Source organism: Streptomyces sp. PT12, assembly GCF_003311645.1.
Classification (GTDB): Bacteria; Actinomycetota; Actinomycetes; order Streptomycetales; family Streptomycetaceae; genus Streptomyces.
Window position 1 is genome coordinate 43,600 of the sequence record NZ_QEST01000162.1, and the last position, 19,856, is coordinate 63,455.

Here is a 19,856-nt window from a genome sequence, read left to right on the forward strand (position 1 = left end):
CTGAAGAGGGGGCAGCCCGTTGAAGGGCCGAACGCGAGTGATTGACAAAACTCAATCACTCGTCCAGGGTACCGCTGTGCCCCTCACAGCCGGGGGATCCGCAGATCGCCCGCCACGCCCACCGTGGCCCGAACGAACGAGGTCAACCATGCCGAACCGTCCCGGAACCACCGGCGGGAGGGCCGCTCCCGAGAGCCCTGCAGAACAGGCGGATGTCCCACCGAACCGGCAGATGGCGTCCTGGGTCAGTCCCGTCGAGGCTCCTCCGGGGCCCGGGGAGAGGGTGAACGACTACGACAGTTTCGCCGAGGCGTACGCGGCCGGGAACGAGACCAGCCTCCTCAACGCCTACTATGCGCGCCCCGCGATAGTGGACTTGGCCGGCGACGTGGCGGGCCGCCGCATCCTCGACGCCGGCTGCGGCGCCGGCCCCGTGGCCGCAGACCTGCGCGAGCGGGGCGCCGTCGTCGCCGGCTTCGACTCCAGCGCCGGGATGCTGGAGCTGGCCAGGCGGCGGCTCGGCGAGGGCGTGGTGCTGGAACGCGCCGAACTGGGCGGCCCGCTGCCCTTCGCCGACGCCGGGTTCGACGACGTCGTCGCCTCCCTGGTCCTGCACTACCTGGAGGACTGGACGACGGCCCTGGCCGAACTGCGGCGCGTGCTGAAGCCCGGCGGCCGCCTCATCGGGTCCGTCCACCACCCCTTCGTCCAGCACATGACGGCACCGCCAGGAACCGACTACTTCGCGACCCGCTCCACCTCCCAGTGGTGGGAACTCGGCGGCACCAAGCACCTGATGACCTTCTGGGACCGGCCGTTGCACGCGATCACCGACGCGTTCACCGCGGCCGGCTTCCGGATCGACGTCATCAGCGAACCGGCCCCGGGGCCCGGCACCCGCGAACGGTTCCCCGAGGTCTTCGAGCAGAGGGAGTCGGGCAAGTTCCTGTGCTTCCTGTTCTTCGTCCTCACGAAGGCGTGACCTCCGCCCGTAGGCGCGGGCCGTCGGCCAAGGAGCCGACTTCACGCACGCCTCGTACGGCGTCGCGGATTCGGCAGCAGCGTCGCGGCGGCAGCCGTCACCCGCGCGAGGCCCCCGTCGCGTTCGCCGTCCTTGCCCTGCTTCTCCTCAGCGGCGATGGCGCCCTGGAGGTGCTTGGTCGCCCACCACCGCCACTCGGTGGCCAGCGGCGCGGGCAGGTCCCGGGGCAGCTCGACGGCGTCCAGCAGCTCGGCCGGGCGTCCGGCGGCGGCCTTCGCGGCGGCCGACAGCTCCGCCTTCATCCGGGCAGGACCTTCTGGTAGCAGTCCCAGCGGCGCGGCTTCTTCTTCGCCGCCGCCTCGGGGGTGACCATCACGGTGTGCCCGCACTCGGGGTAGGTGTAAAAGACGGGGTACCCGACGCACTCGCGGCAGGCCGCAACGTCGCCGTTCTCAGCCCTGGGATGCCGCGGTCGGACAGGAGTTGACCGATGTGCTCGCGCCGGTGACCGAGAGGGGATGACCGTGGCGGATTCGCCCGTTCTCCTGACCGAGGAGGAGATCGCCGAAGGGCTCCGGCGCGTGCCCGGGTGGTCGCGGCAGGGCGAGGAGATCACCCGCACCTTCGGCATCCGCTACCACGGCGGGGGGCGCTGATCGTGCATGTCGCCGACGTGGAGCGGCTGATCGGCCACCACGCGGACATCGATCTGCGTTGGGACACCGTGCGGTTCGCGATCACGACACACGGCGCACGCCCCCTCGACTGACGCCAGGCATGACGGAACGCCCCCGCGCGGCGCGGCTCGCGTGCGGGGGCGCGGTCACCGGTCGATCACCCGATACTCGGTGAGCGGGGCGTCGGGCTCGTCGGTCGCCAGCCCCGCGCGTCGCGGCCGTCCCCGCACCAGGGGCAGCGCCATCACGCGCGTGACCGCGGCAGCCACGCCGGACGGAAGGGCGGGCGCGTCAGATGAACGCGTTGATCTGGATCGTCTCGTCGCGCCCAGGCCCCACGCCGATGGCCGAGATGGGGGCGCCCGAGAGGTCTTCGAGCGCCCGCACATACACCCGCGCGTTCTTCGGCAGGTCCTCGAACGAGCGGGCCTTGCTGATGTCCTCGCTCCAGCCCGGCAGATACTCGTAGACTGGCTTGGCGTGGTGGAAGTCGGTCTGGCTGTACGGTAGTTCGTCCACGCGCCGCCCGTCGATGTCATAGGCGACGCACACCGGGATCCGGTCCCAGCCGGTGAGGACGTCGAGCTTGGTGAGGAAGAAGTCGGTCAGCCCGTTGACCCGCGTCGCATACCGCGCGATCACCGCGTCGAACCAGCCGCAACGCCGGTCGCGGCCCGTGGTCACGCCGAACTCCCCGCCGATGCGCCGCAGCGCCTCGCCGTCCGCGTCGTGCAGCTCGGTGGGGAAGGGGCCCGCACCCACGCGCGTGGTGTACGCCTTGAGGATGCCGATGACGCGGCTGATCTTCGTCGGCCCGACGCCCGATCCCGTGCAGGCCCCGCCCGCGGTGGGGTTGGACGACGTGACGAACGGATACGTGCCGTGGTCGACGTCGAGGAGCGTGCCCTGACCGCCCTCGAACAACACGACCTTGCCCTCGTCGACCGCCTGGTTGAGGATCAGCGCGGTGTCGCGGACACAGCCCTCGATCCGCTCCGCGTAGGAGAGCAGCTCGGTGACCACCTGGTCGGCGACGATGGCGCGGCGGTTGTAGATCTTGGCGAGCAGTTGGTTCTTGTGGTCGAGGGCCGCCTCGACCTTCTGCCGCAGGATCGACTCGTCGAAGAGGTCCTGCACGCGGATCCCCTGCCGGTTGATCTTGTCGGCGTAGGCGGGACCGATGCCGCGGCCCGTGGTGCCGATGCGGCGGGTCCCGAGGAAGCGCTCGGTGACCTTGTCGATGGTCTGGTGGTACGGGGTGATCAGATGGGCGTTGCCGCTGATCAGCAGGCGCGAGGTGTCGACGCCCCGCTCGTTCAGGCCGCTCAGCTCGGCGAGCAGGACCTTGGGGTCGACGACGACGCCGTTGCCGATGACGGGCACGCAGCCGGGCGAGAGGATGCCGGACGGCAGCAGGTGGAGGGCGTACTTCTGGTCGTCGACGACCACGGTGTGCCCGGCGTTGTTCCCGCCCTGGTAGCGCACCACGTAGTCGACCGAACCGCCGAGCAGATCGGTGGCCTTGCCTTTGCCTTCGTCACCCCACTGAGCGCCGAGCAGCACAAGTGCGGGCACAGGCGTACACCCCTTTCGAGCGGGGCATCTACGCAAGGGCTGCCCCGGATCGACGAAACCCCTGGCGCAATCGCGACAGGGGCTCTTGCACAGAGAGCTTACGGGAGACGCAGCCGGGAGGCGAACAGTCAGGTGCTCATCGTCATCGACCCGACGGCTCGGCGGACGGACGGGGAATCGGTGCGCATCGCTAGGGATGTGCTGTGCGCCGGCGCGGGTGAGGCGAAGGTGTGCGTGCTCGACGGGCCGGGCTCGCTCACCCGCGTGCTCGAACGCCGGGGCGGGCGGCGGCTGGTGATCGTCGGCGACGACGGCGCGCTGCTGCGCGCGGTCACGCTGCTGCACGGCACGGGCGAGCTGGGGGCGAGCCCGCTCGCCATGGTGCCCGTGGGCCCCGGGCCCTCGGTCGCGGTGGCGCGGGCGCTGGGGGTGCCGACGGACGCGGTGGCCGCGTCGCGCGCGGTGCTCACCGGGACGGTGCGGCGCCTCGACCTGCTGACGGACGACGCGGGCGGGGTGGTGCTCGGGCCGCTCGGCATCCCGGCGCCGCGCGCCTCGGGGGCGTCGGGGCTGTGGTGGCGCACGGTGCACCGGCCGCGGCAGCGGCTGCGGGTCGAGGCGGACGGCCGGGTGCTCGCGGACGTGGACCGGCCCGTGGCGGGGGTCTCGCTGCGGGCGGCGGGCGGCGGCCGCGCCGAGGTAGTGGTGCGGCCAGGACAGGCGGGGGGCGACGTCTCGGCGCTCGCCAGGTCGGTGACGGTGTCGGGAGCAGCGTTCAGCTACCGGGCCGACACGGTCGACGTGGGCCCGACGCGCGAGCGCACGTGGACCGTTCGGCCTGGGGCGCTGCGCCTGACCGTGCCCGCGGGCGGCTGAGCGGGCTCGGGGCGGCGCCGGATCGGCGCCGGATCAGGGCCGGATCAGGGCCGGATCAGGTGGACTCGGCGCGGAAGGCGCGCCAGCGCTCCAGGACGCTGCCGAGGTCGTCCCGCAGGAACGCCAGGAACGCCGCCGTCTCCTCCATCCGCCGCCCCGCGCGCGATGTCGGGCCGACCGCGTCGAGGCCCGCCTGCATGGTGCTCACCCAGCGGGTGAGCAGGGTGTCGCGGTTGGCGACGGCCTCGTACCACACGTCGTGGTGGAGCCGGTAGCGCTCGCGGCGCGAGCCCGGCTCGCTCTCCCTGCCGATCAGGTGCACCTGCTCGAGATAGCGCTTGGCGCCCGAGATCGCGGCGGGGGACACATGAAGCCGCTCGGCCAGCTCGGCCGAGCTGAGGGAGCGCTCCTCGGACACCAGCAGGCAGGAGAAGATCCGGGCGGCCATGCGCGGCATCCCCGCGCTCGCCAGGTCGCCCGCGAACCTCTCGACCCACTGGGCCATGGCCTCCGTGTACGGGGGTGACTGCGGTGCCTCCTCCCGGGGGCCTTCCTCCCGGAGACCCTCCTCCTCGGGGCGCTGCACGGGGACATCGTGATTGATCACCTGGCCATCCTCCCATTGGTGTCCCGGGGATTGACGCTTCCCTAACTTCACAAATTTGTGAACCAACTGTAGATTCAAAAGCATGAACACGGCAAGCGACGCCATCACCGTCAGCGGTCTGGTGAAGACCTTCGGCCGCACCCGCGCCCTTGACGGCCTTGACCTGGAGGTGGGGACGGGGGAGGTGCACGGCTTCCTCGGGCCCAACGGGGCCGGGAAGTCCACCACCATCCGCGTCCTGCTGGGGCTGCTCCGTGCCGACGCGGGCACCGTCTCCCTGCTCGGCGGCGACCCCTGGAACGACGCCGTCCAGCTGCACCGCAGGCTCGCCTATGTGCCGGGCGACGTGGAGCTGTGGCCCAATCTGAGCGGGGGTGAGGCCATCGACCTGCTCGCCAGGCTGCGCGGCGGCCTCGACGCCGAGCGCAGGGCCGAGCTCGTCGACCGCTTCGACCTCGACCCGACCAAGAAGGGCCGCACCTACTCCAAGGGCAACCGGCAGAAGGTCGCGCTCATCGCCGCCCTCGCGTCGAACGCCGAGCTGCTGCTGCTCGACGAGCCGACGGCCGGGCTCGACCCGCTCATGGAGGTCGTCTTCCAGGACGTCATCGCCGAGGCCAAGGACGCGGGCAAGACCGTGCTGCTCTCCAGCCACATCCTCGCCCAGGTCGAGAAGCTGTGCGACCGCGTCAGCATCATCAGGCTCGGCAAGATCGTGCAGTCGGGCACGCTCAGCGAGATGCGGCACCTCACCCGCACCAGCATCGAGGCGGAGACCGCCACGCCGGTCACCGGGCTCAACGAGCTGCCAGGCGTGCACGACGTGCGCGCGGAGGGCGGCAAGATCCGCTTCGGCGTCGACGGGAACCACCTGGACGGCGTGATCCGCCACCTGGCGGGCTTCGGCGTCCACAGCCTGGTGAGCCACCCGCCGACGCTGGAGGAGCTGATGCTCCGCCACTACGGCGACGAGCTCGAACACAACGGGCACAACGGGCACAACGGGCAGCGCGCCGCGGGGGCCTCGCGATGACCGCAACCGCCACCGCGCCCACCACAGGGGAGCGGGCCGGGAGGAACGGCGGGCCGCGCAGCCCGCTGGCCGGCACCGGCACGCTCATCCGCTTCAGCCTGCGCCGCGACCGCGTCCGCCTGCCGGTCTGGATCGGCGCCTCGCTGCTGGCCACCGTGGGCTCGGTCACCTCCTTCGAGGCCACCTACCCCGAGCCCGAGGACATCGAGTCGGCGAAGGCCACGTTCGAGGCGCCCGCGGGCCTCGCGATGTCCGGGCCCGATCACTACCTCAGCGGCGAGTATCACTACGGCGCCATGACCGGTCACCAAATGATCAGTTTCATGGCCCTGGTGATCGGCATCATGAGCATCCTCACCGTCGTGCGGCACACCCGCGCCGAGGAGGAGACGGGCCGCGCCGAGCTGCTGCGTTCCCACGTGATCGGCCGCCACGCCCACCTGGCCGCCGCGCTCGTCGTCGCCGTCGCGGCCAACGTCGTGCTCGGCGCGCTGCTCGCCGCGGGGCTCGGCTCGCTCGGCGTCGACGGCGTGACCGCGGGCGGCTCCCTGCTCTACGGCGCCACCAGCGTCGGCATCGGCCTGGTCTTCACCGCCGTCGCGGCGGTCACCGTGCAGATCACCCCGTTCGCCCGCGGCTCGTCCGGCATGGCCATCGCCGCCCTCGGCGTCGCCTACGCCCTGCGCGCGGTCGGCGACGTCGGCGCGGACGCGTTCTCCTGGCTCTCCCCGATCGGCTGGGCCCAGCGCACCTACGTCTATGTCGACAACCGCTGGTGGCCGCTGCTGCTCAACGTCGCGCTCGCCGCCGTGTGCGTGGCGCTCGCCGTGTTCCTGTCCACGCGCCGCGACGTCGGCGCCGGGCTCCGCCCGCCGCGCCCCGGCAGGCCGGGCGCCACGGACCGGCTCGCGCACCCGGTGGCGTTCGCCCTCAGGCTGCACCGCGGCGTGCTGGTCGCGTTCGGCTTCGGCGCGCTGCTGATGGGCGTGGCCTTCGGGTCGCTGCTCGGCGAGACCGACGACGTGCTGGACAGCAGCGACGAGTTCAGGGAGACCGTGGAGGAGCTCGGCGGCAGCCTCGAGGAGGCGTTCGCCTCCGTGGTGCTGGCCATCCTGGTCCTCATCGCCATCTGCTACGCGGTGATGACCGTGCTGCGGGCGCGCGCCGAGGAGACCGGGGGCCGGGCCGAGCCCCTGCTGGCGACCGGCCTCTCCCGCACCCGCTGGCTCGGCAGCCACCTGGTCGTCGCGCTCGCGGGAGGCAGCCTGATCAGCGTGCTCGGCGGCCTCGGCTTCGGCCTCGCGGGCGCGGGCCCGGCCGACGACAGCGGGCTCATCTGGAGCCTGACCTGGGCCGCCGCCGCCTACGCGCCCGCCGTGTGGGTGACCGCGGGGATCGCGCTCGTGTTCGTCGGCTGGTTCCCGGGGGCGTCCGCCGCCGCGTGGGCCGCTCCGGCGTACATGTTCTTCACGGTCTACCTGGGCCAGCTGATGGACACGCCCGACTTCCTGCTGAACCTCTCGCCCCTCAGCCATATCCCGCAGGTGCCCGCCGAGGACCTGGAGTGGACGCCGCTGCTGATCCTCACCGCGCTCGCCGCCGGGCTCGTCGCCCTGGGCCTCGCTGGCTTCCGCCGCAGGGACCTCGACCTCAAGTAGGGCCGCCACGACGCGAGGCCAGGGGCCCGGCCGCCACCTCCCCGTTCGGCGGCCGGGCCCTCACCCGTAGAGATCTCTCCGGATGCGCGAGGAGTCACGGACTGTTCGCATGAGTGACAACCCGTCACGCCCCCCGCGTGCGGCTGACGACCGGAGGTCACTCGTCCATGAAGTACCTGCACCGCACCGCCACCCGGCTGACCGCGGCCGCCGCCACATCCCTGCTCGCCCTGGGCCTGGCCGCGCCCGCCGCGCTCGCCGCCGACGAGGCCAAGTCCGTCTCGGACCAGGGCCCTTCCTCCCCGCTGACGATCTCGCCGAGCTCGGGAGGCGCGGGCACCACGGTCACCGTCAAGTCCTCGTGCCAGCCCGCGGGCCCGGCCACGTCGCAGGCGTTCCAGCAGAACATCACCCTGCGCAAGGGCAAGGACAACCGCTGGACCGGCACGGGCCGCATCAAGACCAGCGGCCTCCAGGTCGGCAGGAGCTACCAGGTCACCGTCCGCTGCACCGACGGCGTGACACTGAGCACGACGTTCACGTTCACCGCCGGTACGCCGAGCGGCGGCGCCTCGGCCGGCTTCGGCGGATCGGGCGGCGCGAACAGCGGCTCGACCCAGGCGACGGCGCTCGCCGTCGGCGGCGGCTTCGCGGTCGCAGGCGCGGTCGGCTATGTGTTCCTGTCCCGCCGTCGGCGCACCACCGGCAGCCACTACTGATGCCGCGGGTGCCCACCCTCCCGGGTCTCGACCGCCTCGTCCCCCTGCTGCGCGAGCGCGCGCGGCAGGTGGGCAGGGCGCGCGTGGTCGCGGCCGCCCTCGCCCGGTGGCGGGCGGGCGCGCCGCGCGCCGGGGCCGCGTGCCGCCGCCACGCGGGGCGCGCGCTGGCCACGGTGAGCCGCGGACGCCTCACCTGGAAGGAGCGGCCACCGGCCGTGGACCTCACCAAGGCCACGGACCGGCCAACGGACCGGACCAAGACCCCGCCGCCCGAGCCCTCCGGGCCCCCCGGGCCCCCGCCACGCCCGCCCGCCAGGACGCGGCAGCAGCGGCTCTCCGCGGCGAGCCGCCGCCTCGAGGTGGCGGCGGCCGGGGGCGCGATCGCCCTCGGCCTGCTGGCCGCGCTGCTGTGGCCCGACGCGGGCGGCGGCATGCGCGAGGCCCGCGCGTCGAGCAGCATCGCCGAGGGCGTCTCACGCCCCGGCGCGGTGGACGCCCCGGCCGCCGCCCCCGACGCGGGCTCGACGGCGGACCTCGACCCGTCCATATCGGGCGAGCCGTCGGCCGTCGTCGCCCCGCCCCTGACCAGAGCCGACCCGGTCCGCGTGCACATCCCGCAACTCAGCACCGACGTCGAGGTCTTCGGTGCCGACCTCTCCCCCGACGGAGGCCCGCCCTCGCCGTCGGAGGAGGACGCCCAACGCGCCGCCTGGTACTCGGGCGGCGTCTCCCCCGGCGAGCGCGGCGCCGCGATCCTCGTCGGGCACCTCGACACCTACGACGGGCCCGCCGCGTTCGCCGGGCTCGGCTCGCTGCGCCCCGGCGAGAACATCGAGATCGACCGCGCGGACGGGCAGATCGCCGTCTTCACGGTGGACTCCGTGGAGCAGTACCCCAAGTCGGACTTCCCCGACGAGCGCGTCTACGGCTCGGTGGACAGCCCGCAGCTGCGGCTGATCACATGCGGCGGGCGCTGGAGCGAGGGCGGCGGCTACGACTCCAACATCGTCGCCTACGCCCGCCTCACCGCCTCCACGATCTCCGCGAGCAGCCATGTCCCCGCGGGCGAGGCGGGGATGAACGGCGCGTAGTGCCCGGTGCCCGGCAGCAGCGCGAGCCGGGCACCGTGGCGTTCCGCGTAGCCGCGCGCGACCTCGGGCGGCACCTGCGCGTCATCGGCGCCGTGCGCGAGCAGCACGGGCGCGGGCGGCCGCGGCCCGTCCAGCGGATCGGCCGCGCCCTGTGCGAGGAACGCCGCCACCGCCCCCGCGCCGAGGCCCAACGCGGCGGCGCGCCGCAGATCGGCCAGCGCGCCCACCCCGACCGTGGCCGTCACCCGGTCGGGGTGGCGCACGGCCGCGAGCAGCGCCAGATGCGCGCCCGCCGAGTGCCCGACCAGGATCAGCGGCCCGTTCCCCGGCAGCGCGGCGAGCCCCGCCCGCACGTCGTCGAACGTGGCGGGCCAGCCGCCGCCCCCGCCCACCCGCCGGTACTCGGGCAGCGCCACCGCGACGCCGCGCGCCACGAGCGCCGCGGCGAACGGCACGAGGTAGCCGCGGTCGTACGCCTGCCGCCAGAACCCCCCGTGCAGCAGCACCGCCCTGGGCGCGCCCGGCGCCTCGACGCCATAGAGGTCGACGCGCTGCTCGGGGTCGTCGCCATAGGCCACGGTCGCGTCGGGCGGCGGAACGGGCCCGCGCGCCGCCGCGAGCAGGGCGTCGGCCTCATCGGCGTCACGCCCGGTCTCCCTCGCCCCCTCGCTCACCCGCCCCCCAGCGCCCGGCCGAGCTCCCACGCGGCGCGTTCGGCGTCGGCGAACGTCGTGTACAGCGGCGTGAACCCGAACCGCAGCAGGTCGGGCGGGCGTTGGTCGCCCACCACGCCGCGGCTCACCAGCAGCGCGTGCGCCGCCTTGGCGTCAGGGCAGCGCACCGACACCTGGCTGCCGCGCCGCGCGTGCTCGACCGGCGTGATCGGGCCCGCGTCCACGCCCGGCGGCAGCTCGGCCGCGAGCCGCTCGATGAAGAAGTCGGTCAGCGCGAGGCTCTTGGCCCGCACCGCGGCCAGGTCCACGCCCTCCCACACGCCGAGCGCCGACTCGAGAGCGAGCAGCGACAGGATCTCGGGCGTGCCCACCCGCCCCCTGGCCACGCCATCGGCGGGGGTGTGGCGCGGCTCCATCGCGAAGGGGTCGGCGTGGGAGTTCCAGCCGGGCAGCGGCGAGTCGAAACGCTCCTGGTGCGCGGCGCGCAGATAGAGGAACGCCGGCGATCCCGGGCCGCCGTTCAGGTACTTGTAGGTGCAGCCGACCGCCAGGTCCGCGCCCCACGCGTCCAGCTCGACGGGCAGCGCCCCCGCGCTGTGGCACAGGTCCCACACCGCGAGCGCGCCCGCCTCGTGCGCCGCGGCGGTGAGAGCGGGCAGGTCGTACAGCTCGCCCGTGCGGTAGTCCACGTGGTTGGCCAGGACGGCCGCGGTGCGCGGGCCCGCCTCGGCGGGCATCCGCGCCACCGGCACGGGCCGCACGGTGTGGCCCGTCATCCGGCCGACGGAGGCCGCGACATAGCCGTCGGTGGGGAAGGTGGCCGCGTCCACCAGGATCTCGTCGCGCCCTGGCCCGGCAAGGCGCACGGCGCCGACCAGCGCCTTGAACACGTTGACGCTCGTGGAGTCGCCGACCACGACCTGGCCTGGGGCCGCGCCCACGAGCGGCGCGATCAGCTCGCCGACCCGCTCGGGCGCCGTCCACCAGCCCGACTCGGCCCAGGAGCGGATGCGCAGCTCGCCCCACTCACGGGCCAGCACGTCGGCAAGCCGCTCGGGGACGTCGCGCGGCAGGGCGCCAAGGGAGTTCCCGTCGAGGTAGACGGTGTCGTCGAGCACAAAACGCGCCCGCAGCGCCCGCAGCGGATCGGCCGCGTCCAGCGACGCCGCCACGCCGCGCGCCTCGCCCCGCGCCTCACCCCGCGCCTCACCCCGCGCCTCGCCCCGCGCCCCGTCCCGCGCCTCAGACCTGGCCACGCGCGGTCCACAGCTCGGGGAACACCCAGCGGGCGGCCCGCTTCTCCAGCCAGGCGACGCCGGGCGAGCCGCCCGTGCCCGTCTTGCCGCCCATCGCGCGGCGCGTGGCGGCCAGGTGGTCGTTGCGCCAGCGCCACACCAGCTCGGCCACCTCGGTCAGCGCCTCGCCGAGCCGCAGCAGCGCGCCGCCGTCGGGGCCCTCGTCGCCCGCCGCGTAGATCCGCTGCCACACCGCGGCCACCCCGTCGTCGGGCTCATAGCGCTGGGTCAGGTCCCGTTCGAGCACCTCCACGGGGATCCGCTCGCCGCGGCGCGCGAGATAGGCCAGCACGTCGTCGTACAGGCTCGGCTCGCGCAGCGCCTTCTCCAGCTCCGCGTGGGCGCGGGGCGTGCCCTTGTGGGGCACGAGCAGGGACGCCGACTTGTCCCCCAGCAGGAACTCCATCCGCCGGTACATCGCCGACTGGAAGCCCGAGCCCTCACCGAGCGCGGGGCGGTAGGCGTTGAACTGCCTGGGGGTCAGGCGCGCCAGCGGCTCCCACGACGCGTTCAGCGCGCGCATCTCGTGGGTCGAGCGGGCCAGCGCGCCCAGCGCCTCGGGCAGGCGGTCGGCGCGCAGTGCGTCGGCGGCGGTGCGCCACTCGTGCACGAGCACCGTGAACCACAGCTCCATGACCTGGGTGGTGACCAGGAACGCCATCTCGCCGGGGTCGTCGGTGAGCGGGTGCTGGAGGTGGGTGATCACGTCCGCGTGGACGTAGTCCTCGTAGGGGGTGGGGTGTTCCCCGAAATCCATGACCGGTTGCTGCGACATCGTTGTCTCCGTAGGCCGCTTGGTTCGCACGTCAGCGTACGTGCGGCACGCGCGAGGCGCCCCGCGGGGGAGCGGGGCGCCTCGGGCGGGGCCTTCCGGGTCGTCAGGACAGCGTGTCGGCTGCGGTGGGCGAGCTGTCCCTGAGGAACGTCGTGCAGCGCTCGTACTCCTCCTGCTCGCCGATGGCCCCCGCCGCGCGGGCGAGGGCGTGCAGGGCGCGCAGAAAGCCTCGGTTGGGCTCGTGCTCGAACGGGATCGGGCCCTGGCCGCGCCATCCGCTGCGCCGCAGGGCGTCGAGGCCGCGGTGGTACCCGGTGCGGGCGAACGCGTAGGACTCGATGGTCCGGCCCTCGGCGAACGCGTCGTCCGCGAGCTGGGCCCAGGCCAGCGAGGAGGCCGGGTACTTCGCGGCCACCTCGGCCGGGGCCGTCCCGGCCGCGAGCAGCTCCCGGGGCTCGGGGTCGTCGGGCAGGTGGGTCGGGGGCGGACCCCCGAGGAGATTCTCATGGATGGCCATGCGGACCAGTCTGCCGGTTCGCCGCGGGAAGGCCCAACCGCCTGCGGGGGCGGCCCGGGCCCCGGGGGCCGAACGCGCTACTTCAGCCGGGTGCCGGTGGACCGCAGGTGGCCGCAGGCGGCGGTGACGCGCTCGGCCATCCCGGCCTCGGCGAGCTTGCCCCAGCTGCGCGGGTCATAGGTCTTCTTGTTGCCGACCTCGCCGTCCACCTTGAGCACGCCGTCGTAGTTGCGGAACATGTGGTCCGCGATCGGGCGGGTGAACGCGTACTGCGTGTCGGTGTCGAGGTTCATCTTGACCACGCCGTTCTCCAGCGCGGTGGCGATCTCCTCCTCGGTGGAGCCCGAGCCGCCGTGGAAGACGAAGTCGAACGGGCTCTCCTTGCCGAACCGCGCGCCCACGCCCTCCTGGAGGTCCTTCAGCAGGTCGGGGCGCAGGACGACATTGCCCGGCTTGTAGACGCCATGCACATTGCCGAACGAGGCGGCCAGCAGATAGCGGCCCTTCTCGCCGAGGCCCAGCGCCTCGGCGGTGCGGACCGCGTCCTCGACGGTGGTGTACAGCTTGTCGTTGATCTCGTGGCTGACGCCGTCCTCCTCGCCGCCCGTCGGGGTGATCTCCACCTCGAGCACGATCTTGGCGGCGGCGGCGCGGGCCAGCAGCTCCTCGGCGATCTCCAGGTTGTGCTTCAGCGTCTCCGCGGAGCCGTCCCACATGTGGGACTGGAAGAGGGGGTTCCCGCCCTTGGCCACGCGCTCCTCGGAGAGGGCGATCAGGGGGCGGACATAGCCGTCCAGCTTGTCCTTGGGGCAGTGGTCGGTGTGCAGCGCGATGTTCACCGGGTACTTCTTGGCGACCACATGGGCGAACTCGGCCAGCCCGGTGGCGCCGGTGACCATGTCCTTCTGGTACTGCCCGCCCAGGAACTCGGCACCTCCCGTGGAGATCTGGACGATGCCGTCGCTCTCCGCCTCGGCGAATCCACGCAGCGCCGCGTGGAGGGTCTGAGTCGAGGTGACATTGATGGCCGGATAGGCGAACTTTCCTGCCTTCGCCCGGTCGAGCATCTCGTTGTAGACCTCGGGGGTCGCGATGGGCATCTGTCCGCTCCTTGGAGTGTGCGTTGCGTTCGACAGCCCGAATATCCTCCCAGACCCGTGTGGGGGCAGGGGCGAGCGCCCACAGTTTCACGTGAAACCACTACGCGCTGTGACGACCCCGGGGCAGCGTTCAGGAGAGTCCCAGGTCCGCGAGGTCATAGGCCGGGTAATACGGCAGCCCCGCCCTCTCCACCGCGGCGGCCGCGCCCCGGTCCACGATCACGGCCACGCCGACCACCTCGGCCCCGGCCTCGCGCAGCGCCTCCACGGCGGTCAGGACCGAGCCTCCCGTGGTGGAGGTGTCCTCGACGGCCAGCACCCGGCGTCCGGCCACATCGGGCCCCTCGACGCGGCGTTGCAGGCCATGCACCTTGTCCGCCTTGCGGACCACGAACGCGTCGAGGCGGCCGCCCCGCGCCGCGGCGGCGTGCAGCATCGCCGTGGCCACGGGGTCGGCGCCCAGGGTCAGCCCGCCGACGGCGTCGTAGTCGAGCCCCGAGGTGAGGTCGAGCATCACCTGGCCGACCAGCGGCGCCACCCGGCCGTCGAGGGCGATGCGGCGCAGATCGACATACCAGTCCGCCTCCCGCCCCGAGGAGAGCACCACCCGGCCGTGCACCACGGCCTTCTCCTTGATCTGCCGCAGCAGCTGGTCTCGCACGCTCATGGCCCCCGACCCTATGCCAGGCCCTGACGGCTCCAGGCCCAGCGGGTGGTGATCTCCAGCGGCTCCAGCTCGGTGACCAGCCGGGGGTGGGTGTTGAGCCCGTCGGGCGGCCCCGACTGCGGCTCGACGCACACCGCCTCCGCCGTCTCGTCGTAGACGACGGCCCAGGGCGTGCGGCTGGTGACGGACAGCTCGAGCTGTCCCGGCCAGGTGAGGGACACGGAGACGCCGTCGGCCATGTGGAAGCAGTCGTCCCACGGGCCGGGGCCCGGCTCGACGTGGCGGCCCGTCGGCAGGTGGTCGTCGCCGCGCTCCAGCCGCCAGTCGGCCGAGAAGTCCAGCGCCACCTCGGGCCCCTCGGGGGTGAGCCGCCGCAGGAACCACGGGTGCCAGCCCGCCTGGGCGGGGAACGAGGCGCCCAGCGTCTCGACGCCGAGCGTCAGCGTCACCCCGCCGCCGTCCTCGTCGAGCTCCACCAGCTGGGTGACGCGCCCCGGCCAGGGCCAGGGGTCGGTCAGCTCGCAGATCAGCGCGGCCGATGTGGGCCGCACGCTGACGGTGCGCCAGGGGCGACGCCTGACGGTCCCGTGGATGGCGTGCGGGGCACCGGCGAGCGGCATCTGATGAATCGTTCCGCCATTGCGGAAGCGGCCATCCCGCATCCGGCCGCACCAGGGGGCCATCACAAACGAGCCATAGCGCTCGCCCTGCCGCAGCACCTCCATGCCGCCGATCACCAGCGAGGAGATCCGCCCGCCCTCGTCGGGCCGCAGCGTCAACTCGGTCCCGGCGGCGCGGAGTCGCACACCTCGGTCGGTGTCATGAGTCGTCACCCTCCCGACGATAGAGGGTCTCGCCGGGCATCGCCCGCGCGGCCGTTCGACAAGCGCCACTTCTGGGGGAGCTCCCGGGGTGCCGTTCAGCGGCGGCGGCGCAGGGCGCGGGCCACGACGATGGCCGTCGCCACGGCGGCGGCCGCCGCGGGGGCCGCCCAGCGCAGCGTGGCCACGGGGACCGACGTGCGGCCAGGGGCGGGCTCGGGGGCGTAACGGCCGCGCGGCGGCGCGTGGTCCACCTCCTCCGCGCTGCGCCCGATCATCGTGCGCCGCGCGAAGTCCGCCTCGGGCTCGGGAGCCTCCTCCTCGACTCCGGGGTCGAGCGTGGGCGGCGGGATGTCGAGGTCGGCGGGCTCCGCCGCGGAGTCGGGCGGGGGCGGGATGCCGGGGATGGCGCGTTCGTTGCCGTCGGGCTCGCCGATGCCGCCCGGCACCGGGGGCTCGCCCTCGGCGGCGGCCTCATCGGCGGCCGACTCGGCGGCCAGCGCCACCTCGTCGGCGAGCGCCTCGGCGAAACGATCCAGTAGGCGCCGCCCCGCAGCCTCGCGCTGCTCGGGCTCGAACTCCTCGATGCGGCCCTTGGCCTCCACCGCCCCGCCAAACGCGAGCACCGTCCCCGCGCCGTCATCGGAGGCCCTGGGCACGACGGTCAGCAGCAGCGTCGCCGAGCCGGTGCCGCGGGCCTCGTGGCCCTGCGCCTCGACCGCGTACCCCTCGCCGCGCGGGGTGACCGTGAGCCCGCCGCGATAGGTGAGGGACGAGGAGCCGATCCGCAGCCGCAGCCGCCCCGAAGGGGCCAGGGGGTCGCCCTCGGGGTCGAGCCTGAGCCCGGGCACGCAGCGGGCCGCCCGCTCGGGCTCGCCGAGCGCCCTCGCCACGGCGGCGATGTCACAGGGCAGGAAGACCTCGTGCTCCATGGCGCGGAGCCTACCCATAGCCTGGCGCCTCAGGCATGCGGAAGCGCACTGCCTGAAGGCGGTCGAGCCGCACGGCCGACCCGGCACCTGTGCGGCCGGTTGGCCGGTGGTCCGTGAGATGGCGCGCACCCTTCGGGCGCGCCGTGGCACAAAGCCCGGATGAGCGCCGCACCGCCGAGACGGCCCGCTGCGGCACCAGGGAGGGTCGACCGCTTAGCGAACCTCCGGGCCGCCGCCCAGGCCATGGGCCTCCCGCGCCTCCCCCACCACCGCGTCCTCTGCGGCTCGCTCCAGCGGGCCCACCGCCGCCGCGCATACCACCAGCACGCCGATCACGGCGGCGTTCAGCAGGAACAGGCGCCGCCTGGCACGCCGCGACAGGTCACCGCGGAAGAGCCACAGCACCACCACCGCCCCGGCCAGGGCGTTGACGACGCCGGTGCACAGCGCGGCGTTCAGCTGGCCGAGCAGCGGGAGCAGGATGAAGGGGAACGCCAGCCCGCCCAGCAGGGCCCCGACGTAGTCGGCCGCGGACAGGTCGGCCACGGCCCGGTCGGCGTCCTGCTCCCTGATGCGCTGGATCAGCGTCATCAGCAGCGGCATCTCGGCGCCGATCAGCACGCCGATAGCCAGCGAGCAGGCGACGAGCAGCGGCCGCGCGTCGCCGAAGAGCAGGAAGCACACGTGCAGCAGCGTCGCCGAGCAGCCGCCGACGAGGGCGAGCAGCGCCTCGATCAGCCCGAAGTTGACCGAGGGGCGCACCCGGAGCCGCTTGGCGCCCAGCGAGCCGATGCCCATGGCGAAGACCATGAGCGAGAGCACGACGGACGTGTAGGTGACGGTCTCCCCGACCAGGTAGTCCGCGAGGGCGATCAGCTCGAGCTCGTAGACCAGGCCGCAGGCGGCGCAGACGAAGACGGCGACGAGAACCAGAAAGCGCCCGATCCCCGCCGACACGGGGAGCCCTACGGCCGCCGGACGCGCGGCAGTTGGGCTCTCCGCTTCGGGCGTGTCGATCATGAACCGAACGTTACGTCACGCCTCGGGTCCGTCCTGTCACCCACAGGAGTGTACTTTCGGTCGTCGGTCACCGCGGAGATCCGCGTTCTCGTGGTCACCAGGCGGAGTTCCTGGGGGTAGGAGTGCCAGGTCCGCCAGCGCACCTGGTCGTCCTTGCGCTGGGCGAGCAGCGCGGTGAAGGCGTTGGGCTCGCCGGGAAAGAGGGCCGCGAGGCCCTGCGGGTGCTCCGCGACGAGGGCGAGCAGCTCCTGGGCGCGGCCCGCGAACGAGCCGGCGCTCATGCTCTCGACGCGGGCGGCGAACTCGTACTCGAAGCTCCCCAGTCGCTTGGACACCCCCAGCGGCAGGGGGGTGTTGCTGCCGGGGATGCAGGCGACGGTCTCCGAGCACGTGCCGTCGCGGCGGTCGAGCAGCACCTGGTGCGAGGCGCCGAGCACCCGCAACTGCACGTGTGCGCCGTCGAGTCCGAGGTCGAGGGTGGCGAGCGACGGCAGCGGCTCCCGGCCCAGGGCCCAGGCGAGATCGCTCGCTCGCGTGTCGGTGAAGGCGGTGTGGATCGTGGTGAGCATGGGTCGGCTCCCGCATGCGCGCAGTTGAGGGGCGGCGGGGCCGACCCTCCGGAGACAACGGGACCACCGAATCACGTAACACGCCGCCGCCACAGCGTTTTTACCCAACTTGGCCAGGTTTCCATCCGGTCGGGGACAGGGTGGTCAGGTGTTCACCCGGGGGCCGCCCGCAATGCGAACACTTATGCCCGGTCAACGCGCGAAGACTCGCCAGAACGCCCCCTTACGCCCCGTTAAGAACCGAAATTCTGGTCACGGCTCTGCGTTCTTCACATCTCGGCTGCACAACGGTCACTGTGGCGCACTTGTTCCCGCACGCGTCTGTGAGGAAGCTCTCGGCAACTTCACACGAATCGGAAGGGCCCGGTAGATGACGCGAATCGGCAGAACGTCGAGGCTCGTCGCGGCCATGCTGGGGGGCGTTCTCGTCCTCTCCGCGTGCGGTGGCGACGACGATGACGACGGCAGCGGCGAGGAGAACCAGAGCGGCGGCACCGGTGGCACCGTCACCTACGGAATGGCCCAGCCGTTCCAGGCATACAACAACACCACCGCGTCGGCCAACACGGTGGCCAACGGCCAGGTGACGGAGCAGGTCATCTCCGGATTCTGGACGTTCGGCAACGAGGACGGCCAGCTGATAGAGAACACCGAGTTCGGGACGTTCGAGCGGACCAGCGAGGACCCGTTGACGGTGGATTACACCATCAACGAGGAAGCCGTGTGGTCCGACGGCGAGTCCATCGACTGCGACGACATCCTGCTGTGGTGGACCGCGCAGAGCGGCGCCATGGACGGGCTGTTCTCCGCGGTCGGCACGCAGGGCATCGAGGACACCACGAAGCCCGAGTGCGAGCCGGGCGACAAGGCGTTCCAGCTCGTCTACGACACGCCGTTCGCGGACTGGATCTACAACGGTCCCGGGCACGGCAACAACGCCATGCTGCCCGCGCACGTCGTGGCCGAGCAGGGCGGGCTGAGCTCCGAGGAGTTCCTCACGGCGCTCCGCGAGGACGACGCCGACGCGCTCGCGGAGGCGGCGGCGTTCTTCAACGAGGGCTGGTCCATCGACGGCGCCCTGCCCGACCCGGCGCTGATCCCCTCGTCGGGCCCGTATGTCATCAGCGGCTACGAGCCCGAGCAGTCGGTCACCCTGACGCGCAACGAGAACTACTGGGGTGAGCCGGGCGCCGCGGACACGATCGTGTTCCGCACGATCGCCGAGGAGGAGCAGGTCGCGGCCCTCCAAAACGGCGAGGTGGACATCATCGAGCCGCAGCCCACGGTGGACCTGGCGAACCAGATCACCGGCGCCTCTGGCATCGAGTCGCAGGTCGCCGAGGAGTACACCTACGAGCACCTCGACTTCAACTTCAACGAGGGCCCGTTCTCCGACTCGCTCCCGCTGCGCCAGGCGTTCGCCCTGTGCGTGCCGCGCGAGACGCTGGTGACCAACCTGATCCAGCCGGTCGTCCCCGACGCCACCGTCAAGGACGTGCGGAACATCGCGCCCTGGGACCCGGGCTACGACATGGCGATCGAGGCGTCGTCCGACGCGCTCGCGGAGTTCGGCACCCAGGACATCGAGGCCGCCCGCGCGATCCTGGAGGCCGAGGACGCGATCGGCACCGAGATCACGCTCTCCACGCTGGACAACCAGCGGCGCAACGACGCGGGTCAGCTGATCACGGCCGCCTGTGAGGAGGCCGGGTTCGAGATCGAGTTCACCGCCGAGCTCGACTTCTTCGACAGCCGCCTGCCCGAGAACCGCTGGGACGTCGCCATGTTCGCGTGGTCGGGCTCGCCCTCGGTCGCCGGCTGGAACTCCACCTACCGCACGGTCAGCGAGTGCTCCCCGACCGGCAAGGGCAACAACAACGGGTGCTACTCGAGCGAGGAGATGGACGCCCTGCTCGACGAGATCCTGGTGACCTCCGACCTGGACGAGATCAACCGGATCGCCGGTGAGGTCGAGGCCCTGGCGTGGGAGGACATGGTGACGATTCCGCTGTACCAGCACCCGGGCATCACCGCCTGGAACCCCGCTGTGCAGAACGTGCTGCCGAACCCCTCGCAGAACGGCATCACGTGGAACGCCGACACCTGGTCGAGAAGCTGACCGAAGGCGTGCCCAGGCCCGCCGAGCGGCGGGCCTGGCCGCCCATGGCTCAGGTCCACGGAACGGCAGAGCACCACTGAGCGCGGCATCGGCCGTGTCCATGGGGCCGGGGGTCGCCAGACCCCCGGCCCCGTCTGCTGTCGTCCGGG

General features: G+C 72.9%; 20 protein-coding genes and 2 pseudogenes. 8 read left to right on the forward strand and 14 right to left on the reverse strand.

The features are described from left to right. Window positions 1-232: 232 nt before the first annotated feature. Window positions 233-982, forward strand: coding sequence for a class I SAM-dependent methyltransferase (locus tag DEH69_RS18185; RefSeq protein ID WP_113688035.1), 750 nt, complete (start codon window positions 233-235; stop codon window positions 980-982). 41 nt (window positions 983-1,023) lie between these two features. Here the strand turns inward: DEH69_RS18185 and DEH69_RS18190 are convergent, their stop codons facing one another. Beyond that, window positions 1,024-1,284 carry a hypothetical protein gene (locus DEH69_RS18190; protein ID WP_113688036.1) on the reverse strand — a complete coding sequence of 87 codons (261 nt, stop codon included), beginning with the start codon at window positions 1,282-1,284 and terminating at the stop codon, window positions 1,024-1,026. Window positions 1,285-1,500: 216 nt separating this feature from the next. Here DEH69_RS18190 and DEH69_RS18195 point away from each other — a divergent pair. Continuing rightward, window positions 1,501-1,730 (forward strand): annotated as a pseudogene (locus tag DEH69_RS18195) (4a-hydroxytetrahydrobiopterin dehydratase); the annotation flags it as partial. Window positions 1,731-1,805: 75 nt separating this feature from the next. Here the strand turns inward: DEH69_RS18195 and DEH69_RS32840 are convergent. Next, entirely contained in the window at window positions 1,806-1,928 is a 123-nt protein-coding gene (locus DEH69_RS32840; protein ID WP_258534754.1) for a hypothetical protein, read from the reverse strand. 22 nt (window positions 1,929-1,950) lie between these two features. Further along, window positions 1,951-3,234, reverse strand: coding sequence for an adenylosuccinate synthase (locus DEH69_RS18200; RefSeq protein ID WP_113688037.1), 1,284 nt, complete (start codon window positions 3,232-3,234; stop codon window positions 1,951-1,953). A 138-nt stretch (window positions 3,235-3,372) separates the two neighbouring features. On the opposite strand from DEH69_RS18200, the gene DEH69_RS18205 reads away from it, so the two are divergent. Then, window positions 3,373-4,110 (forward strand): diacylglycerol kinase family protein, encoded by a 738-nt coding sequence (locus DEH69_RS18205; protein ID WP_113688081.1) that lies wholly within the window; start codon window positions 3,373-3,375, stop codon window positions 4,108-4,110. A 55-nt stretch (window positions 4,111-4,165) separates the two neighbouring features. Here DEH69_RS18205 and DEH69_RS18210 read toward each other — a convergent pair whose 3' ends face one another. After that, entirely contained in the window at window positions 4,166-4,717 is a 552-nt protein-coding gene (locus DEH69_RS18210; protein WP_258534755.1) for a GbsR/MarR family transcriptional regulator, read from the reverse strand. Window positions 4,718-4,799: 82 nt separating this feature from the next. On the opposite strand from DEH69_RS18210, the gene DEH69_RS18215 reads away from it, so the two are divergent. The 4 genes from DEH69_RS18215 to DEH69_RS18230 all read left to right on the forward strand — a co-directional run bounded on the left by DEH69_RS18215 (window position 4,800) and on the right by DEH69_RS18230 (window position 9,218). Beyond that, complete coding sequence (locus tag DEH69_RS18215) at window positions 4,800-5,750, forward strand: ABC transporter ATP-binding protein (RefSeq protein ID WP_113688038.1); 951 nt, start codon at window positions 4,800-4,802, stop codon at window positions 5,748-5,750. Beyond that, window positions 5,747-7,408, forward strand: a complete 1,662-nt coding sequence (locus DEH69_RS18220; protein ID WP_113688039.1) for an ABC transporter permease — start codon at window positions 5,747-5,749, stop codon at window positions 7,406-7,408. The genes DEH69_RS18215 and DEH69_RS18220 overlap by 4 nt, the downstream gene beginning before the upstream one ends. Before the next feature lie 167 nt (window positions 7,409-7,575). Beyond that, window positions 7,576-8,127: a hypothetical protein gene (locus tag DEH69_RS18225; RefSeq protein WP_113688040.1), complete on the forward strand. Its 552-nt coding sequence runs from the start codon at window positions 7,576-7,578 to the stop codon at window positions 8,125-8,127. Beyond that, entirely contained in the window at window positions 8,127-9,218 is a 1,092-nt protein-coding gene (locus DEH69_RS18230; RefSeq protein WP_147255679.1) for a class F sortase, read from the forward strand. Before DEH69_RS18225 ends, DEH69_RS18230 begins: the two co-directional genes overlap by 1 nt. Here DEH69_RS18230 and DEH69_RS18235 read toward each other — a convergent pair. From DEH69_RS18235 to DEH69_RS18280, 10 genes and pseudogenes are all read right to left on the reverse strand, one after another. Further along, window positions 9,140-9,892: an alpha/beta hydrolase gene (locus tag DEH69_RS18235; RefSeq protein WP_258534756.1), complete on the reverse strand. Its 753-nt coding sequence runs from the start codon at window positions 9,890-9,892 to the stop codon at window positions 9,140-9,142. The genes DEH69_RS18230 and DEH69_RS18235 overlap by 79 nt on opposite strands. Further along, window positions 9,889-11,064: a kynureninase gene (gene kynU, locus DEH69_RS18240; protein WP_113688084.1), complete on the reverse strand. Its 1,176-nt coding sequence runs from the start codon at window positions 11,062-11,064 to the stop codon at window positions 9,889-9,891. The genes DEH69_RS18235 and kynU overlap by 4 nt, the downstream gene beginning before the upstream one ends. A 70-nt stretch (window positions 11,065-11,134) precedes the next feature. After that, a complete protein-coding gene (locus tag DEH69_RS18245) occupies window positions 11,135-11,962 on the reverse strand; it encodes a tryptophan 2,3-dioxygenase (protein ID WP_113688042.1) in 828 nt (275 codons plus the stop codon). Window positions 11,963-12,065: 103 nt separating this feature from the next. Then, window positions 12,066-12,479 (reverse strand): DUF3151 domain-containing protein, encoded by a 414-nt coding sequence (locus DEH69_RS18250; protein WP_113688043.1) that lies wholly within the window; start codon window positions 12,477-12,479, stop codon window positions 12,066-12,068. 77 nt (window positions 12,480-12,556) lie between these two features. Beyond that, on the reverse strand, window positions 12,557-13,579 hold the full coding sequence (gene fbaA / locus DEH69_RS18255) for a class II fructose-bisphosphate aldolase (RefSeq protein ID WP_113688044.1): 1,023 nt from the start codon (window positions 13,577-13,579) through the stop codon (window positions 12,557-12,559). Window positions 13,580-13,709: 130 nt separating this feature from the next. Beyond that, window positions 13,710-14,246 carry an orotate phosphoribosyltransferase gene (gene pyrE, locus DEH69_RS18260; RefSeq protein ID WP_113688045.1) on the reverse strand — a complete coding sequence of 179 codons (537 nt, stop codon included), beginning with the start codon at window positions 14,244-14,246 and terminating at the stop codon, window positions 13,710-13,712. Window positions 14,247-14,257: 11 nt separating this feature from the next. Further along, entirely contained in the window at window positions 14,258-15,079 is an 822-nt protein-coding gene (locus tag DEH69_RS18265) for an aldose 1-epimerase (RefSeq protein ID WP_258534757.1), read from the reverse strand. Window positions 15,080-15,165: 86 nt separating this feature from the next. Beyond that, window positions 15,166-15,999 (reverse strand): carbon monoxide dehydrogenase subunit G, encoded by an 834-nt coding sequence (locus DEH69_RS18270; RefSeq protein WP_113688047.1) that lies wholly within the window; start codon window positions 15,997-15,999, stop codon window positions 15,166-15,168. 261 nt (window positions 16,000-16,260) lie between these two features. Then, window positions 16,261-17,019 (reverse strand): annotated as a pseudogene (locus DEH69_RS18275) (spermidine synthase); the annotation flags it as partial. Then, complete coding sequence (locus DEH69_RS18280; RefSeq protein ID WP_113688048.1) at window positions 17,016-17,588, reverse strand: DUF2617 family protein; 573 nt, start codon at window positions 17,586-17,588, stop codon at window positions 17,016-17,018. The gene DEH69_RS18280 and the pseudogene DEH69_RS18275, both read right to left, overlap by 4 nt. 370 nt (window positions 17,589-17,958) lie before the next feature. On the opposite strand from DEH69_RS18280, the gene DEH69_RS18285 reads away from it, so the two are divergent. Next, on the forward strand, window positions 17,959-19,707 hold the full coding sequence (locus DEH69_RS18285) for an ABC transporter family substrate-binding protein (RefSeq protein WP_113688049.1): 1,749 nt from the start codon (window positions 17,959-17,961) through the stop codon (window positions 19,705-19,707). The last annotated feature ends 149 nt before the right edge of the window (window positions 19,708-19,856 follow it).

Bases quoted from the DNA above. Each gene is read 5' to 3' on its own strand.
- DEH69_RS18190 (WP_113688036.1), bottom strand. From the start codon at position 1,284: ATGAAGGCGGAGCTGTCGGCCGCCGCGAAGGCCGCCGCCGGACGCCCG.
- DEH69_RS18225 (WP_113688040.1), top strand. From the start codon at position 7,576: ATGAAGTACCTGCACCGCACCGCCACCCGGCTGACCGCGGCCGCCGCC.
- pyrE (WP_113688045.1), bottom strand. From the start codon at position 14,246: ATGAGCGTGCGAGACCAGCTGCTGCGGCAGATCAAGGAGAAGGCCGTG.
- DEH69_RS18270 (WP_113688047.1), bottom strand. From the start codon at position 15,999: ATGGAGCACGAGGTCTTCCTGCCCTGTGACATCGCCGCCGTGGCGAGG.
- DEH69_RS18220 (WP_113688039.1), top strand. From the start codon at position 5,747: ATGACCGCAACCGCCACCGCGCCCACCACAGGGGAGCGGGCCGGGAGG.
- DEH69_RS18280 (WP_113688048.1), bottom strand. From the start codon at position 17,588: ATGCTCACCACGATCCACACCGCCTTCACCGACACGCGAGCGAGCGAT.
- DEH69_RS18185 (WP_113688035.1), top strand. From the start codon at position 233: ATGGCGTCCTGGGTCAGTCCCGTCGAGGCTCCTCCGGGGCCCGGGGAG.
- fbaA (WP_113688044.1), bottom strand. From the start codon at position 13,579: ATGCCCATCGCGACCCCCGAGGTCTACAACGAGATGCTCGACCGGGCG.
- DEH69_RS18285 (WP_113688049.1), top strand. From the start codon at position 17,959: ATGACGCGAATCGGCAGAACGTCGAGGCTCGTCGCGGCCATGCTGGGG.
- DEH69_RS18245 (WP_113688042.1), bottom strand. From the start codon at position 11,962: ATGTCGCAGCAACCGGTCATGGATTTCGGGGAACACCCCACCCCCTAC.
- DEH69_RS18215 (WP_113688038.1), top strand. From the start codon at position 4,800: ATGAACACGGCAAGCGACGCCATCACCGTCAGCGGTCTGGTGAAGACC.
- DEH69_RS18230 (WP_147255679.1), top strand. From the start codon at position 8,127: ATGCCGCGGGTGCCCACCCTCCCGGGTCTCGACCGCCTCGTCCCCCTG.
- DEH69_RS18250 (WP_113688043.1), bottom strand. From the start codon at position 12,479: ATGGCCATCCATGAGAATCTCCTCGGGGGTCCGCCCCCGACCCACCTG.